We start from the raw sequence: 15,469 nt of genomic DNA, 5'->3' as shown, positions 1-15,469 counted from the left end.
AGAAAGACAATTACAACTTAACGGCCCACACTACAGCCACAACGACCACGGCTAAAATACAATTGAGTATTGCACCTTCTTTTACCATTTGTTGTATCGGTATTTTTCCACTGCCATAAACAATGGCATTGGGTGCAGTGGCAACAGGCATCATAAAGGCACAACTTGCGCTCATCGCTGCTGGTATCATGAGTAATGCAGGATCAACCTTCATTGCCACACCGGCACTGGCTAAAATAGGCATAAGTAAGGTTGCGGTAGCGGTATTGGAGGTTATTTCAGTTAAGAAGCTCACCCCTAAACATAGAATTAGCAACGTAATGAATATATGAAAATTAGACAAGTAGCTTAGTTGCTCTCCCAAAAGAGCGCTTAATCCTGATTCAGTAAAAGCTTTAGCTAAACAAATTCCGCCAGCAAACAGTAGCAACATACCCCAAGGAATATTTTGTGCCGTATTCCAATCTAGCAAGTAAGAATCTTTTTCATCTCCTCCACTTGGAATAAGACACATTAACACCACCCCTGCTAACGCTATCGTACTGTCGTTTACCGTGGTTAAGTTTAGTGCACCAGTCCAATAAGGACGTGTTATCCAAGCACAGGCAATAATGGCAAACACCATCAAAACCCGTTTTTCAGCAACTGTCCATTTACGTAGCTCTGGCAATTCAAAATCACCTAAAGGAATTGCTTTTCGTGTTAACCATAACGCCATCACAGGAATACCTATAATCACTACAGGCACACCGGTTTTCATCCAATCTAAAAAGCTAACTACAGTACCTAGGGATTCTTCATAAATACTGATCATAATAATATTAGGAGGGGTACCTATGGGCGTACCTACCCCGCCTAAGCTTGCTGCATAAGCAATAGATAACAAAAGAACAGGTGCAAGGGCTTGTGTTTTTAAACGTTTAAGTACCGCAAGTGCTATAGGCAGTAACATTAATGTTGTCGCCGTATTAGAAATCCACATACTCAAAAACGCAGCGGTACACATAAAGCTAAGCACTAATGCTCTAGAGCTCTTAGCGCCTGAACGATGCAAAATACTCAAAGCTAATCGCTCGTGAACACCGGATTTTTCAATGGCTTTTGACAGCATGAAAGCGCCCATCAAAAGCAATATAACGTGACTTCCCATTGCTGAAGCGGCTTGTTTCGCGGTTAAAATTCCGGTCATTGGAAAGGCAAAGAAAGGAATAATAGAGGTTACCGGTATAGGTAATGCCTCGGTTACCCAAAATACTGCAATTAACACGGTGAGACTTGCAGTCATTCCTATGGCATAAGTGCCACCTAATGAAGAGCAAATAACAAAAGAAACTAATGCGGCAATTACGCCGAAAACAAGAAAACGGGGTTTAATCACAATAGGTGTCTCTTTTTAATCTATCTAATGACGCTTTATAGCGTGAGTCTGCATCGTCTGGTAAGGGGTGAAACCATGGTTTGGTATTAGGAAGTTCTTTGACCGTTATTTTATTCTCAAGTTCTTTTAACACCGGCTCAATATGCTGTGGAGCATTACACAAGAGTAAAAAGTCACAACCCGCCTCATACGCCGCAAATGCTCGCTGGCCATGAGTCCCAGCTAAACTTGCGCCTTCCATGGATAAATCATCTGAAAATACGAGCCCTTTGAATCCCCATTTTTGGTTGAGCTCTTGTTGGATCCACGTTTTAGAGTAACCCGCAGGTAAGGCACACACATCGGGGTACACAACATGTGCGGGCATCACAGCGGAAAGCTTCTGCTGTTGAATTAACTGCGCAAAAGGCTCAATGTCATCTTGAATACTCGAATAGAGGCGAGGGTCTACAGGGCACGCAATATGAGAATCAGCTTCCACGCTTCCGTGTCCAGGAAAGTGCTTCCCACACGCTGGCATACTCATTGTATCCATACCGCAAATTAGTTGATTAGCATATTTAACAATATCGTCAGAATAGGCAGAAAAGCCTCTATCACCAATCACATTGGACACTAGGTCTCTGTCTAACACAGGTGCAAAATTTAGGTGAATACCATGACTCTTCAGCTCATAAGCCATAATCACGCCGCAATCATAAGCCTGCTGAGTACTTTTCAATTTTCCCATCGCTGGAAGCTTTGTAAATTCACCACCTCTAAAGCGCTGCACTCGACCGCCTTCGTGGTCAACACAAATCAAACAATCAGGGCGTAACTGGGAAATGCTGTCTGTAAGTGTTTTAAGTTGTGGCGAGCTTTCAAAATTTCGGGTAAATAAGATAACGCCACCAACAAGAGGGTGTTGTAATAGAACTTTTTCGTGTTCGGTGAGTTGCGTAGACTGAAAATCTATAATTAACGGGCCCATCGACGTGCTTGACTCCTTACTTTACAACATCAAGTTTAAATCGATTGTACCACTGTGCTCTCGCTTGCGCCTGAGCTTGTTGATGCGTAAAGCCTTGGTCGATAAAACCTGTAACTATTTGCTCAAACAACACATCTCTTTGGGATAGCATCTCATCAGCTTGTTTAAATTTATCTTTCGCTTCGGGGAAGCGCTGTTTTAAATCGCTGATAGAGCCTAACGTTTTAAATTGTTCAGATACCAACTCATCAAATAATGCCCGTTTACCATGAAAAACTAAATAGTCTTTTGCATCATCACTGCGTAAAAACTGAATATCAGCTGGTGGTAAAGGCATTTTTTTTGCGATGCTAACAATTTTTTTTATTTGTTCTTCTAATTGCTGAGGCGTATTTTCTCGGAGGGATTGCTGAACCGCTAATTGAACATCTGACGCGTCGAGTAACACGTAAGGGCTCAAATCAGCATAATTAACCTGGGGTTTTAAGAAGGTATAAATAACATAAAATGAAATAATACAAAGGCTAGCAATGGCTAGCCCTATTTTAACTTTTTGTTTTGTCACTAGTCTTCATTTGGCTCGGCGTGTTCAACACGACTTTTTAACTTCTGTCCCGGACGAAACGTTACAACCCTTCTGGCTTTGATTGGTATATCTTCGCCGGTTTTAGGGTTGCGGCCCGGCCGCTCACTTTTATCTCGTAAATCAAAGTTCCCAAAGCCAGATAACTTTACTTGCTCTCCAGACTCTAAAGACTGCTTTATCTCTTCGAAAAAGGACTCAACGAGATCTTTTGCATCTCTTTTGTTCATTCCTAGCTTTTCGAATAAATGTTCCGCCATCTCGGCTTTGGTCAATGCCATAGATTACTCTCTCAATGATGCGTTAAACTCAGATGCTAACCCACTAATTATTCTATCAACAGCGTTTTGAATTTCGCTGTCTTCCAGTGTTTTATCAACATCTTGTAGAATCAAAGACAATGCTAAGCTCTTAAAGCCAGCTTCAATGCCTTCACCTGTGTATACATCGAATAAGTTTAGGCCAACTAACTGATTTACGCCAAGATTTCTAATAAAAGAAAGTAAATCGCCTGTTTGAACCGTATTTTTCACTACTAATGCTATATCTCGGCGGTTTGCAGGGTAACGTGAAACCCCTTTAGCGCTAGGTAAATTTCTACCTTTCAACCCATCTAACGTTAACTCATAAACAAATACACGTCCAGACACACCCAATAGCTTGGTAAATTCAGGGTGTATTGCACCTAACCATCCTATTTCTTTACCCTCTAGCATTACCTTTGCAGACATACCAGGGTGTAAAGCTGAGTGTTCAGCTTTAACAAACTCAATGTCGTTAACCTTGTCGGTACCTTTTAACAATGCTTCTACATCGGCTTTAGCATCAAAAAAATCTACTGCACGGTCGTCATTACTCCAATTTGTATCAGCATGGTTTCCAGCAATAACACCAGCCAAAACATTTTGTTGTAATACACCTTGAGGCTGATTCTCATCAGGTACAAAGCGCAACCCAGTTTCGAACAAACGAATTCTCGACTGTTGGCGTTTTTGATTGTAAGACGTAACTCCAAGTAGCCCTGGCCACAAGCTGACACGCATAACTGACATATCTGACGATATTGGGTGTGGCAACACAAACCCCTGAGTTTCAGGAAACAGTGCGCTTTGAATTTTCGGGTCAACAAAAGAATAGGTAATGGCTTCTTGATAGCCTTTAGCTAGAAGCAATGATTTTATAGACTGAGTAGAGCGAACAGCTTCAGACGCATCAGTCATTTTCAACTGTGCCAACGGCGCTATATTCGATACATTGTTATAGCCACACACTCTGACAACTTCTTCGATTAAATCTTCTTCGATTTTTATGTCAAAACGATAGCTTGGCGCAACCACTGTCCATTCATTATTAGAAAACGTGACATCCATACCTAATCGCGTTAAGCAATTCGTCACGGTTTCAACATTATAAGACTGGCCAACTACCCGATGTAATCGAGACTGTCTTAAAACCACTTGCTTAGATTTTGGCAACAAATCGGCATGAACTTGTTCTGTAACAGGTCCAGCATCACCACCACAAATCGACAAGATAAGCGCTGTAGCTCTTTCCATCGCGGTTGCTTGTAATTCAGAATCAACACCACGTTCATAACGGTGCGACGCATCTGTATGTAAGCCATATTGCCTTGCTTTACCCGCAATAGCATCCGGTGCGAAAAAAGCACTTTCCAATAGGATATCTTTAGATGCTTTGGTTACGCCGCTATGTAAACCACCGAAAATACCCGCAATAGCCAGTGCTTTTTCGTCGTCAGCAATAACCATGGTATCAGCGTTTAATTTAACGTTTGACTCATCAAGTAACACTAATTCTTCGTTTTCATTGGCCAAGCGAACATTAATGTCGCCTTTAATTGCCGCTAAATCGAACGCGTGCATCGGGTGACCCAATTCCAGTAACACGTAATTGGTCACGTCAACAATAGGGTCGATACTTCTTATTCCGCTGCGTCTTAGTTTTTCTGTTAGCCATAACGGGCTAGCTTTAGACACATCAACATTTTTAATCACTCGCGCTAAATACCGAGGGCACCCCTCACCATGAGTCAGTTTTACACCAACAACATCGTCAATTGTCCCTTCAACAGCCACAACGTCAGGTGAAGTAACATCTAGGTTGTTAAGTACACCTACTTCTCTCGCGATACCACGTAAACTTAAGCAATCTGCTCTGTTAGGAGTCAGGTCAATTTCAATTGCACTGTCGTTTAACCCTAAGTAATCACGAATATCGTCACCAATAGGCGCATCATCAGCCAGTTCAATAATGCCGTCGTGGTCGTCGTTAATACCTAGCTCTGAAAAACTACATAACATGCCAAAAGATGGCTCGCCACGTAGTTTAGCTTTCTTAATTTTAAAATCACCCGGTAATACTGCGCCAACAACGGCAACAGCAACCTTGATACCTAAACGGCAGTTAGGTGCACCACAGACGATATCGAGAAGCTCATCGGCACCCACGTTGATTTTAGTGACTCGTAGCTTGTCGGCATTTGGGTGTTGGCCGCATTCCACGACTTCGCCAACAACAACACCTGAAAAATCACCCGCTACCGCTTCAACGCCATCAACTTCTAGGCCAGCCATGCTAAGTTGTTCACTTAAATCATGGGTTGATAAACTTGGGTTAACCCACTCTCTTAACCAATTTTCACTGAATTTCATTACAAGACCGCTTAATTAAACTGTTTTAGGAAACGAAGATCATTTTCAAAAAATGCACGTAAATCGGTTACGCCATAACGCAACATGGTTAAGCGCTCTACGCCCATACCAAAAGCAAAACCAGTGTATTCTTCAGGATCGATGTTAACGGCTTTTAAGACATTAGGATGGACCATTCCACACCCTAACACTTCAAGCCACTGGCCATTTTTACCCATAACGTCAACTTCCGCTGAAGGTTCAGTAAAAGGGAAATAGGACGGTCTGAAACGCACTTGTAGTGATTCTTCAAAAAAGTGCTGAAGGAAATCGTGAATAATGCCACGCAAATGAGCAAAACTCACATCTTTGTCTATCATCAAACCTTCAACCTGATGAAACATTGGCGTATGAGTTTGGTCATAATCGTTGCGATAAACTCGGCCCGGAGAAATAATTCTCAACGGCGGTTTTTCAGTTTCCATGGTTCTAATTTGAACACCCGATGTTTGCGTTCTTAGCATCATATCTGGGTTAAAATAAAAGGTATCGTGATCGGCACGAGCTGGGTGATTTGCTGGAATATTGAGCGCATCAAAATTATGGAACCCGTCTTCAATCTCAGGTCCTGTTTTGGTTACGAAACCCAAGTCACCGAAAAAAGATTCAATGCGTTCTATAGTTCGACTTACGGGGTGTAAGTTACCCGGATTTTCTGTTCTGCCGGGTAAGGTTACATCAACAGATTCTTCTTCAAGCTGCTTATTTAAGGCTGCTTTTTTTAATGCATCCCCTTTTTCACCAATCGCCGCTTGGATTGCTTGTTTAGCCTTATTAATTTTCTGGCCAACCACTGGGCGTTCTTCAGCAGAGACTTTTCCCAACCCTTTTAGCAGGTCAGTTAAACGGCCTTTTTTACCCATAAATTCAACGCGAACGGCGTCAAGTGTCGCAGCATCTTCTGCTGCATCGATACGCGATTTCGCCTCGCTGACTATTGCGTCAAGCTCCATTGTTATCACAACCCTTTTCGTTCAGTTTTTCAGTCCCCACCACGAAGTTATGAAGGGGGGCTAGTCTGTTTCATTGGAAGAATATTCTCTTTGGTATGCATTTTACCTGATTTGGCAAGAAAACACTCTTCCAATAAAGAAAAACGGCGAGCACATCCTGGCTCGCCGTATTCTAAGAACTTAAGCTATATTCGTTATATTTAAGCTAACGCGCCTTTCGCGGCTTCAACAAGTGCAGTAAATGCAGTCTTGTCGTGAACAGCGATATCAGCGAGTATCTTACGATCAATTTCTACAGATGCCTTTTTCAAACCGTTGATGAAACGGCTGTAAGACAAACCATTTTGACGAGCCGCAGCGTTAATACGCGCAATCCACAATTGACGGAATTGACGTTTACGTTGACGACGGTCACGGTATGCGTATTGACCTGCTTTAGTTACAGCTTGTACCGCAACGCGATATACGCGACTGCGAGCACCGTAATAACCTTTTGCCTGTTTAAGGACTTTCTTGTGACGTGCACGTGCGACCGTGCCGCGTTTTACTCTAGCCATTATTCAGTCTCCTATGCTTAAACGTAAGGTAACATGCGTTGAACTAACTTAGTGTCAGCTGCATGTACCAATTTTTTGCCACGTAAGTGACGTTTACGCTTAGAGCTCTTCTTAGTCAAAATATGACGCAAGTGAGACTGTTTGCTTTTAAAGCGACCTGAACCCGTTTTTTTAAAACGTTTTGCAGCTCCGCTTACTGTTTTCATTTTAGGCATTGCTAAAACTCCGCATTGTTAATATCGACCTTTACCGTGCAGTCAGTATCAGTCATTAAAATTATGCAGCAAGGTGTTTCGACATGTGCAGTGACGAAAACTTTAAACCATTACTGCTTCTTGGTTGGGGCCATAACCATGATCATTTGTCGGCCTTCTACTCTATGAGGAAAAGACTCGACAATAGCAACTTCTTCTAAATCCGCTTTTACACGCTTTAGTAGTTCGATGCCAATCTCTTGGTGAGCCATTTCACGTCCGCGGAAACGGATCGTAACTTTGGCTTTATCACCCCCTTCGAGAAAGCGACGCAGGTTGCGCAGTTTTACCTGGTAATCGCCTTCATCAGTGCCAGGGCGGAATTTAACCTCCTTGACCTGAATTTGCTTTTGTTTTTTCTTTTGTTCTTTTTGAGCCTTACTCTTCTCAAATAAGAACTTTCCGTAATCCATTACTTTACACACTGGTGGCTCAGCGTTCGGACTAATTTCGACTAAATCAAGACTTGCTTCAAATGCCGATTCTAATGCTTCGGCTAAAGAAACGATACCTGCTTGACTACCATCTTTTGCAATTAAACGGATTTCCGTAGCCGTTATCTCTTCATTAATTCGGGCTTTGTCTTTTGCACCCTGAGCCTTGTTGTTAGTGCCTTTAATATGCTTTTCCTCCAGCAATTAAAAAAATCAAAATTATATACACCCTATTGTGTCTATATTTTGGATTACTGCTTATCCGTTATTTGTTGTTGAGCGAGTTCAATAAATGCTTCAACAGACATTTCGCCAAGGTCATCACCTTTACGAGTACGAACAGCTATGGTACCGGCTTCTTTTTCTTTCTCACCAATAACCAACATATAAGGTACACGCTTAAGCGTGTGCTCGCGGATTTTAAAGCCTATCTTCTCATTTCTCAAGTCTGACTTGGCTCTAATACCACTTTCTTTTAACTTTTTGACTATTTTTTGAACAAATTCAGCCTGACTGTCAGTAATATTCATTACGGTGACTTGTTGAGGCGCTAACCAAAGCGGGAAGAATCCAGCATATTCTTCAGTCAATATGCCGATAAAACGTTCTAAAGAGCCCAAAATCGCTCTGTGGATCATGACCGGTGTTTTACGTTCACCGTCTTCAGCAACATAAGTTGAACCTAAACGGCCCGGCATTGAGAAGTCGAGTTGAATTGTTCCACACTGCCACGCTCTGTCCAAACAGTCGTGTAATGTAAATTCAATCTTAGGGCCATAAAACGCACCTTCACCCGGCTGATAATCAAAATCAATGTCATTGATTTTAAGCGCTTCGGCAAGTGCTTGCTCAGATTTATCCCAAATTTCGTCACTACCTACGCGTTTTTCTGGACGCGTGGACAATTTCACGACAATTTTTTCAAAACCAAACGCTTCGTAGGTTTCATAAACCATTTTAATACAGTCGCTAACTTCGTCTAATATCTGAGACTCAGTACAGAAAACATGGGCATCATCTTGGGTGAATCCACGTACACGCATTAAACCGTGCAGTGCGCCCGATGGCTCATTCCTGTGGCAGCAACCAAACTCAGCCATTTTAAGGGGCAAGTCGCGGTAAGATTTTAAGCCTTGATTAAATATTTGAACATGCCCAGGACAGTTCATTGGCTTTATTGCATATTCACGTTTCTCAGATTCCGTTGTGAACATGTTTTCAGCGTACTTGTCCCAATGGCCCGATTTTTCCCATAAGCTTCGGTCCATCATCAATGGGCCTTTCACTTCGTCGTAACCGTACTCACCTAATTTTTGACGAACAAACTTTTCAAGCTCGGTATAAATTGTCCAACCGTCGTTGTGCCAAAACACCATACCTGGCGCTTCTTCTTGCCAGTGAAATAAATCTAGGGTTTTGCCAATTTTTCTGTGGTCGCGCTTTTCAGCTTCTTCCAATCGGTTCAAGTAGGCTTTAAGTTGCTTTTTATCGCCCCAAGCTGTGCCATAAATGCGCTGTAGCATTTTGTTATCGCTATCACCACGCCAATAAGCTCCTGCCACTTTCATAATTTTCATATGGTGACAAAAACGCATATTCGGTACGTGAGGTCCACGACACATATCAACATATTCTTCGTGGTGGTAAAGGCCTGGCTGATCATCCTTCTCGATGTTTTCATCAAGAATTTCAATTTTATAAGATTCACCACGAGACTCAAATGCGTCTCTCGCTTCTTGCCAGCTTACTTTTTTCTTTACAACATCGTAGTTAGTTTTTGCTAACTGGATCATGCGTTTTTCTAATGCCGCTAAGTCATCATCATTCAATGAATGTTCTAAATCGATATCATAATAGAAGCCATTATCGATAGTAGGCCCTATGGCCATTTTCACATCGGGATAAAGCTGCTTGATAGCGTGACCTAATAAATGGGCACAACTATGGCGGATAATTTCTAAGCCTTCTTCATCTCTGGCGGTTATAATTTGCAGTAACGCGTCTTCGGTAATAACGTCAACAGCATCAACAAGATCACCATTAATTTTCCCCGCTATCGTTGCTTTAGCTAGGCCCGGGCCTATGTCATTTGCTACATCTAAAACAGAAACGGGTTTGTCGAACGCACGTTGGCTACCGTCAGGAAGCGTAATTACCGGCATGAAATATCCTTACACAATGGCTCATTGAAGAAAAATTGCTTATGAACCGAAAGTTAAACTGAAAAATTAGCGCAGGATTATAGCGTTTTTAGTTGAAGTTACAAACCATTGAAGGCGTATAAATGAACATTAATGTAATAATATCACTTAAAAACTAACTATCTCTAATTAGTTTTATTATTCCACATGAAATAAACCTAACAAAACGTCTTCATCCCCCCTGCTGACAACCTTATTAAAACCCAAAAGAAACAAGGCGACATCTTTTACCTGAAAAACTCTAAAATAGGAGTGAGAATTACATTTACAACGAAATTTATCGTATTGAAATTACAACACCATACAAAACTGTAACAAACTTACAGCATAGTTACTGGAAATGTATGCCAAATGGAGCAAGCTAAGTGAATAAAATTAAAAATCAATTAAACACTCCACCAGTATTTAATTGGTTTAGTCGCTATGAATATATAGAAGACAAGAGTAAACCCTCTACTCACTTTCCAAAGCAAATAACTACGCAACGAACACCTCTCGAATTTAAAGCTAAAGCTGAAACACAAAGGGTAAATACTCTTTCTATTCAGTACGACTAATAAAGGCGCAGTGGTAATTAGTTTTGATATTGCTTTATCGTTTTGTATCCACCTGAAATTCGAGTGATTATAGTAATACAACAAATGCCAAAAAAAGCCCAAGCTAACTCAGGAAATAGTGAAGGAAATAGGCAAAACCCAACAAAGAATAATATCGTTTCTGTTCCTTCTGCTAACCCATTTAAGTAATGAAAACTCTTCTTTTCAAACTGCATACGAGTAATTTTGTACTTCTCCGCCATAATCGCAAATGCCAAGAAACTACTCCCAGTCCCCATAAAAGCAGCAATAAGCGCGGCTCCCGCAATACCATTTTGCGGGGCATTTGCTAGTACGAACCCAAAAGGTACAAAGGCATAAAACGTGAAATCCAGGCAAATATCTAAAAAACCACCGGCATCACTACTCGCGTTTTGACGCCTAGCCAACTCTCCATCGATACCATCAAAAACACGGTTGAGAATAATAAACAGTAAAGCTAAATGATAATAATGAAACGCAATAAGCGGTACGCTAATCATACCAAGAAGGAAACCACAAAATGTAATATGGTCAGGCTTAACATTTGCTTTATCAAGAATGTTAATAATGGGGCGCAATAAAGCATGAGCTGCAGGTGTAACGATTTTATCTAACATGATGAGTTCAACGATATTAATTTTCCAGACACGGCATTGGCATCCTCTTTGTCATGAGTCACCATCACAACAGGCACGCTAGTTTGTTTTAATTGGTCTAAGACAAATTGGCGAGTAGTTATTTTAACCTCTTCATCCAAGTTACTAAAAGGCTCATCCAAAAGTATCGCCTTCGGCTCACTGGCCATTAATCGAAGTAGCGAAACCCGACTTTGCTGGCCACCTGAAAGAGAATCAGGCATACGCTCACCCAAACCTTCTAAATCAACGCTTTGCAAATAGTCGTGTATTATTTGTTTCTTATTCATTTGCTGCTTCATACCAAAGGCAATATTTTGCTCTACTGTCATATGCGGAAACAGCAATGCATCTTGATACATCAAACCAATTTGACGACGCTCTGTTGCCACATTATCGAGCCGTTTCCCATTTAATATAAGCGAGCCTTTAGCGTTAAAGTCTGATGATAGCTGCCCAGCTATCCAATTTAGCAAAGTCGACTTACCTGAGCCAGAACGCCCCATAATAGTTAGAAATTGCCCCGGTTCAACCTGCTCATTCACAGATAAAATAACCTTTCCATTTTGATAGATTTTTACATTTTGCAATTCAAGCAAGCTTGTTACCTCCCCGCAATAAGCCACGGCCACTGATTAAATTAGCGATTGAAAAAACCACCATGGGCATAATAATTTGAATTAACGAATACACAGATATCAGACGTCGGCTCCCTCCACTGGCTAAAGCCACCGCCTCAGTGGTGATCGTATCGATATTGCCACTTCCTCCTAATAACGTAGGCAGATACTGGCTAAAACTAATACTAGCCCCTAACGCAAACGCGACTGCAAAAGTTTGTTTTAGTAAAGGCAACTTTACTTCGACGAAAACCTTCATTTGGCTCGCACCAAGGGTTTTAGCAACGGATATTAATCGAGGGTCTAAATCTTCATATTGCTGAACAAGTGCTATCCATACATAAGGAGCAACAACCACAAAATGCAGTAGTAAGACGCTAAAAATAGGCGAAAACTCAAAATATAAGGTAACAATAAATGATGCCCCAAACATAAAAACAACCATGGGGATCAAAAGCGGGACATAGATCAACTTTGTAACCAAAGCCCTTAATTTTATTGAGCTTGAGGTGGCCTCAAGCGTGGTTACGCATAACCCCAAACAAACCAAAGCGACCGTTAATCCAATCCAAAGTCCATTGAATAATGGGGTTTGAATAGAATGTATTGCGGACATCCAGTTTTGAAGAGTAAAATTCAATGGCAACACCGATTTAAATGGCCAGTGTCCTGCAATACTTAATAAACAAATACCGAAAAAAGCTATAAGCATAAACCCAACGATAATGAAAAACAGCAGCCTAACTATGTACTTTATCGGAGCAAAAATAGTATTGGCCTTATTAGGATGAGCTAACATTAAACGTGATTTTTCGCCCAATTTTTCAATGACTATCCAAATAAATATCGATACAACCGACACCAGTATTTGTACAACAGCCAGTGCCGAAGCCGTCAACCTTTGCTGTAAATCCACATCGTTCAACGAGGTTAATAAGGTGATTGCAATTGTCGATGGAGAGCTGGGACCTAGTATTAGCGGTATTTCAATACTTGCACTGGTATAAACTAATACAGCAAAAATAGGTAGTCTTATCAAGGGATAGATTTGTGGCCAAAGGATCAATATAAAAGACGAAAAAGCGGAATAACCAAGGGACTGCGCTGCACTTACATATTGATTAAACAAGCTTGTTCTTTGCACCTGATAAATCACTGACACCATCAGCAGCATAATAAACGGAATCTCTTTTAGCGCTAAAGATAGTGTCATGACTAACCCAAAACCATCATTGGGTATAGCCCAGCTAGGTGGAAGCACAAACCCAGTAACATCGGGCGATAACATTCGTATAAGTATTCCGCTTGGCGCTAACACAAAGCCAATAGCGATAGCGGCCGCAGCATGAGGCAGTACCAAAAGAGGCCTCAAACTAGTACTCAACGACGCTAGTTTGCGCTTCTCATAATAATAAGCTGCAAATATAAGGGAGGTTATGACAGCGATTAAGATCGAAAAAACCGATGACATTATTGTTAGTCGTACACTGGAGTAAAACCCTTGGGATGAAAACAACTGATTAAAAATAGAAAAGGTAAATTGTGTTTGTTCTAACGCGGGCAAATAACCAAAAGCAGGAAGAACTACGGCTATGCTTCCTCCCAGTGCAGGTAAAATAATCAAACTACACAATAATACAGCAGGCCACTTATTAATTGTCATAACGTGCCTTCCATGCTTGTTTAAGCGGCACAATCCATGTCGGGTGAAGCTCTTTTAGTTTTCGCGTATTTGCGCTATTGCTAGCAGCACTTGGATGTATGTCATCAGAAAGAAACAAAGCTCGTTGTTGAGTATTCAACACAGTTGAATCAAGTACTGTGGCATCTCCCCATACCGACGGTTGGCTTTTCTTCGCCTGAGCAACGGGAGATAACAAGAAATTAGCGACGATTTTCGCGCCTTCAGCATTAGGTGCATTAAATGGAATGGTTACAAAATGCACATTACTTAAGCTACCATCTTCCATAAAATAACTACGTGTGGCTTTGGGTAACTCAAAACGATCTACTGCTGAGGGTATTTCTCCCGCTGAAAACGTATAAGACAGTAATATTTCTTCATCATCGAATAAACGTTTTAACCAACCACTGTCTTTGACGAAAAATTGTCCTTTACGCCACATAACTGAGTGCAATTGGTCTAAATACTGCCATAGTTGCTTTGTAACTCGATTAAACGCTTCTTCATCGTAAGGTTTAAACAAAAGCTCTTTATCGGATTCATAATCTGCATTTTGATTTAATGCCAAAAGTGCATATTTAACAAAACTTATCCCGATGAAATCATCCACATGAGGATAGGTAAATCGATAAGGAACCGTCTTAGCCCAAGCCAAAAGGGCGTTGATATCGCTTGGAGGAACAGTGAAATGTTCACTGTTGTAATAAAATACTAGGGATGCCCTCCCCCAAGGACTTTCTCTACCTAAGGTCGAAACGCCAAAATCATAGGTAATATCGCCGTTATCTAGCGCATTAGTCAGCCTGAAGTTTGGTAAATCTTCAGCCCAGCTTTCTAAAAGCAATTTATGCTCAGCCATAGATGCGAAATTTTCACCGTTTAGCCATATAAGATCTACAGTTCCTGCGGTTTTATTTGATGCTTTTTGGGTTAATACTAAGGTAACAGCATCACTAGTGTTACTGAGCTTTACATGCTTTAACTTAATTCCATGGTTACGCTCAACCTCTTCGCCTACCCAATTTATATACTGATTGATTTGAGGACTGCCTCCCCATGCGTGGAAATAAACCGTTGTTACATTATTTTGGGAGTATGCAGTTAACGAAAAAAGGGCCAGAAAGCCCCAAAAAACGTATTTTAAATAACTATTCAATACCATTTAACGACCAATCATGGTTTAAATATCGCACTCGCATTTTATTGTTCTCTAACGCATTTTTTTGCTCTTCATTTAACCCTAAAGCATCGCTGTATTGTAAAAAGAAAGTGAGACCTAAATCGTCTTGATTCCATTGAAAAAAAGAAGACAAAAACAGTGTGTTACCTTCAGCGTAATTTTTTGAGCGATCGGTTAAAAACGAGATAACCTGATCATTCAATTGAGATGATAAATCGGTTTCATTGTAAGCTTCATTGCGCAACGCAGGGCACCCTACGTTGGCACAAGTTACTGCAAAATGAATAAGAGGCTCAGCAAATACACCTTGCTCTCTAAGCTTTTCATTTTTTATCACATCAAGGCTGACATCTTCCCCTAGCAAAATTGCAATATTCTGATTCCAAGGTGAAGAAAACCTTCGTCCTAAATCTTTAATTGAAGTTAAGTTAGGATATTCATCCAAAACAAGGCCCGTGGTAAACGCATTATATGCGTTAATCAAAAACGCTAGTTGAGCCTCTTTTGACCATGTTTGATACTCTTCATCAGTTACGCTGGATAAACTAGTTAAATAGTTATCCAGCGTAGTTCTTTCTTTTTGAAAAGCAGCATAATCCACGGCGCTTGTATGACCATTATTAATAATAACAACATGCCGTTGTAGTAAGTCATTCCACGGTTCGTGAATATCCGCGAACGCTATATGACTTATCAACAATACAGACAGTGCGATTAGCTGCTTCAAAGGC

Annotated in this window: 15 protein-coding genes; all 15 read right to left on the bottom strand. The window is 41.0% G+C overall.

Features of this window, described 5'->3' with window-relative positions; all coding sequences use genetic code 11:
* Positions 1-10: 10 nt before the first annotated feature.
* The 15 genes from J3L16_RS04360 to J3L16_RS04290 all read right to left on the bottom strand — a co-directional run bounded on the left by J3L16_RS04360 (position 11) and on the right by J3L16_RS04290 (position 15,465).
* Complete coding sequence (locus J3L16_RS04360; RefSeq protein ID WP_347564639.1) at positions 11-1,378, bottom strand: SLC13 family permease; 1,368 nt, start codon at positions 1,376-1,378, stop codon at positions 11-13.
* Positions 1,371-2,348, bottom strand: coding sequence for a beta-N-acetylhexosaminidase (nagZ, locus tag J3L16_RS04355; protein WP_207611673.1), 978 nt, complete (start codon positions 2,346-2,348; stop codon positions 1,371-1,373). The genes J3L16_RS04360 and nagZ overlap by 8 nt, the downstream gene beginning before the upstream one ends.
* A 16-nt stretch (positions 2,349-2,364) precedes the next feature.
* Positions 2,365-2,913 carry a hypothetical protein gene (locus J3L16_RS04350; protein WP_207611672.1) on the bottom strand — a complete coding sequence of 183 codons (549 nt, stop codon included), beginning with the start codon at positions 2,911-2,913 and terminating at the stop codon, positions 2,365-2,367.
* Entirely contained in the window at positions 2,913-3,212 is a 300-nt protein-coding gene (locus J3L16_RS04345) for an integration host factor subunit alpha (protein ID WP_207611671.1), read from the bottom strand. Before J3L16_RS04345 ends, J3L16_RS04350 begins: the two co-directional genes overlap by 1 nt.
* A 3-nt stretch (positions 3,213-3,215) precedes the next feature.
* Entirely contained in the window at positions 3,216-5,603 is a 2,388-nt protein-coding gene (gene pheT / locus J3L16_RS04340; protein WP_207611670.1) for a phenylalanine--tRNA ligase subunit beta, read from the bottom strand.
* Positions 5,604-5,614: 11 nt separating this feature from the next.
* The gene (gene pheS / locus J3L16_RS04335; RefSeq protein WP_207611669.1) at positions 5,615-6,595 is read right to left on the bottom strand and encodes a phenylalanine--tRNA ligase subunit alpha; all 981 of its coding nucleotides are present in this window, start codon (positions 6,593-6,595) and stop codon (positions 5,615-5,617) included.
* A 200-nt stretch (positions 6,596-6,795) separates the two neighbouring features.
* Positions 6,796-7,152, bottom strand: a complete 357-nt coding sequence (gene rplT / locus J3L16_RS04330; RefSeq protein ID WP_207611668.1) for a 50S ribosomal protein L20 — start codon at positions 7,150-7,152, stop codon at positions 6,796-6,798.
* A 17-nt stretch (positions 7,153-7,169) separates the two neighbouring features.
* Positions 7,170-7,367 carry a 50S ribosomal protein L35 gene (rpmI, locus tag J3L16_RS04325; protein ID WP_207611667.1) on the bottom strand — a complete coding sequence of 66 codons (198 nt, stop codon included), beginning with the start codon at positions 7,365-7,367 and terminating at the stop codon, positions 7,170-7,172.
* A gap of 110 nt (positions 7,368-7,477) precedes the next feature.
* Positions 7,478-8,041 carry a translation initiation factor IF-3 gene (gene infC, locus J3L16_RS04320; RefSeq protein ID WP_207611861.1) on the bottom strand — a complete coding sequence of 188 codons (564 nt, stop codon included), beginning with the start codon at positions 8,039-8,041 and terminating at the stop codon, positions 7,478-7,480.
* Positions 8,042-8,091: 50 nt separating this feature from the next.
* The gene (thrS, locus tag J3L16_RS04315; RefSeq protein ID WP_207611666.1) at positions 8,092-10,002 is read right to left on the bottom strand and encodes a threonine--tRNA ligase; all 1,911 of its coding nucleotides are present in this window, start codon (positions 10,000-10,002) and stop codon (positions 8,092-8,094) included.
* A gap of 613 nt (positions 10,003-10,615) precedes the next feature.
* Complete coding sequence (locus J3L16_RS04310) at positions 10,616-11,236, bottom strand: CDP-alcohol phosphatidyltransferase family protein (protein ID WP_207611665.1); 621 nt, start codon at positions 11,234-11,236, stop codon at positions 10,616-10,618.
* Entirely contained in the window at positions 11,230-11,853 is a 624-nt protein-coding gene (locus J3L16_RS04305) for an ATP-binding cassette domain-containing protein (RefSeq protein ID WP_242698660.1), read from the bottom strand. Before J3L16_RS04305 ends, J3L16_RS04310 begins: the two co-directional genes overlap by 7 nt.
* Positions 11,846-13,537 (bottom strand): ABC transporter permease subunit, encoded by a 1,692-nt coding sequence (locus tag J3L16_RS04300; protein ID WP_207611664.1) that lies wholly within the window; start codon positions 13,535-13,537, stop codon positions 11,846-11,848. The genes J3L16_RS04305 and J3L16_RS04300 overlap by 8 nt, the downstream gene beginning before the upstream one ends.
* Positions 13,527-14,720, bottom strand: a complete 1,194-nt coding sequence (locus tag J3L16_RS04295) for an ABC transporter substrate-binding protein (RefSeq protein ID WP_207611663.1) — start codon at positions 14,718-14,720, stop codon at positions 13,527-13,529. Before J3L16_RS04295 ends, J3L16_RS04300 begins: the two co-directional genes overlap by 11 nt.
* The gene (locus J3L16_RS04290; RefSeq protein ID WP_242698659.1) at positions 14,707-15,465 is read right to left on the bottom strand and encodes a DUF547 domain-containing protein; all 759 of its coding nucleotides are present in this window, start codon (positions 15,463-15,465) and stop codon (positions 14,707-14,709) included. Before J3L16_RS04290 ends, J3L16_RS04295 begins: the two co-directional genes overlap by 14 nt.
* Between the last annotated feature and the right edge of the window lie 4 nt (positions 15,466-15,469).

This window comes from Alteromonas sp. 5E99-2, from assembly GCF_017368475.1.
In the GTDB taxonomy this organism is placed as follows: domain Bacteria; phylum Pseudomonadota; class Gammaproteobacteria; order Enterobacterales; family Alteromonadaceae; genus Alteromonas_F.
This window is presented reverse-complemented; position numbering and strand designations above follow the sequence as displayed.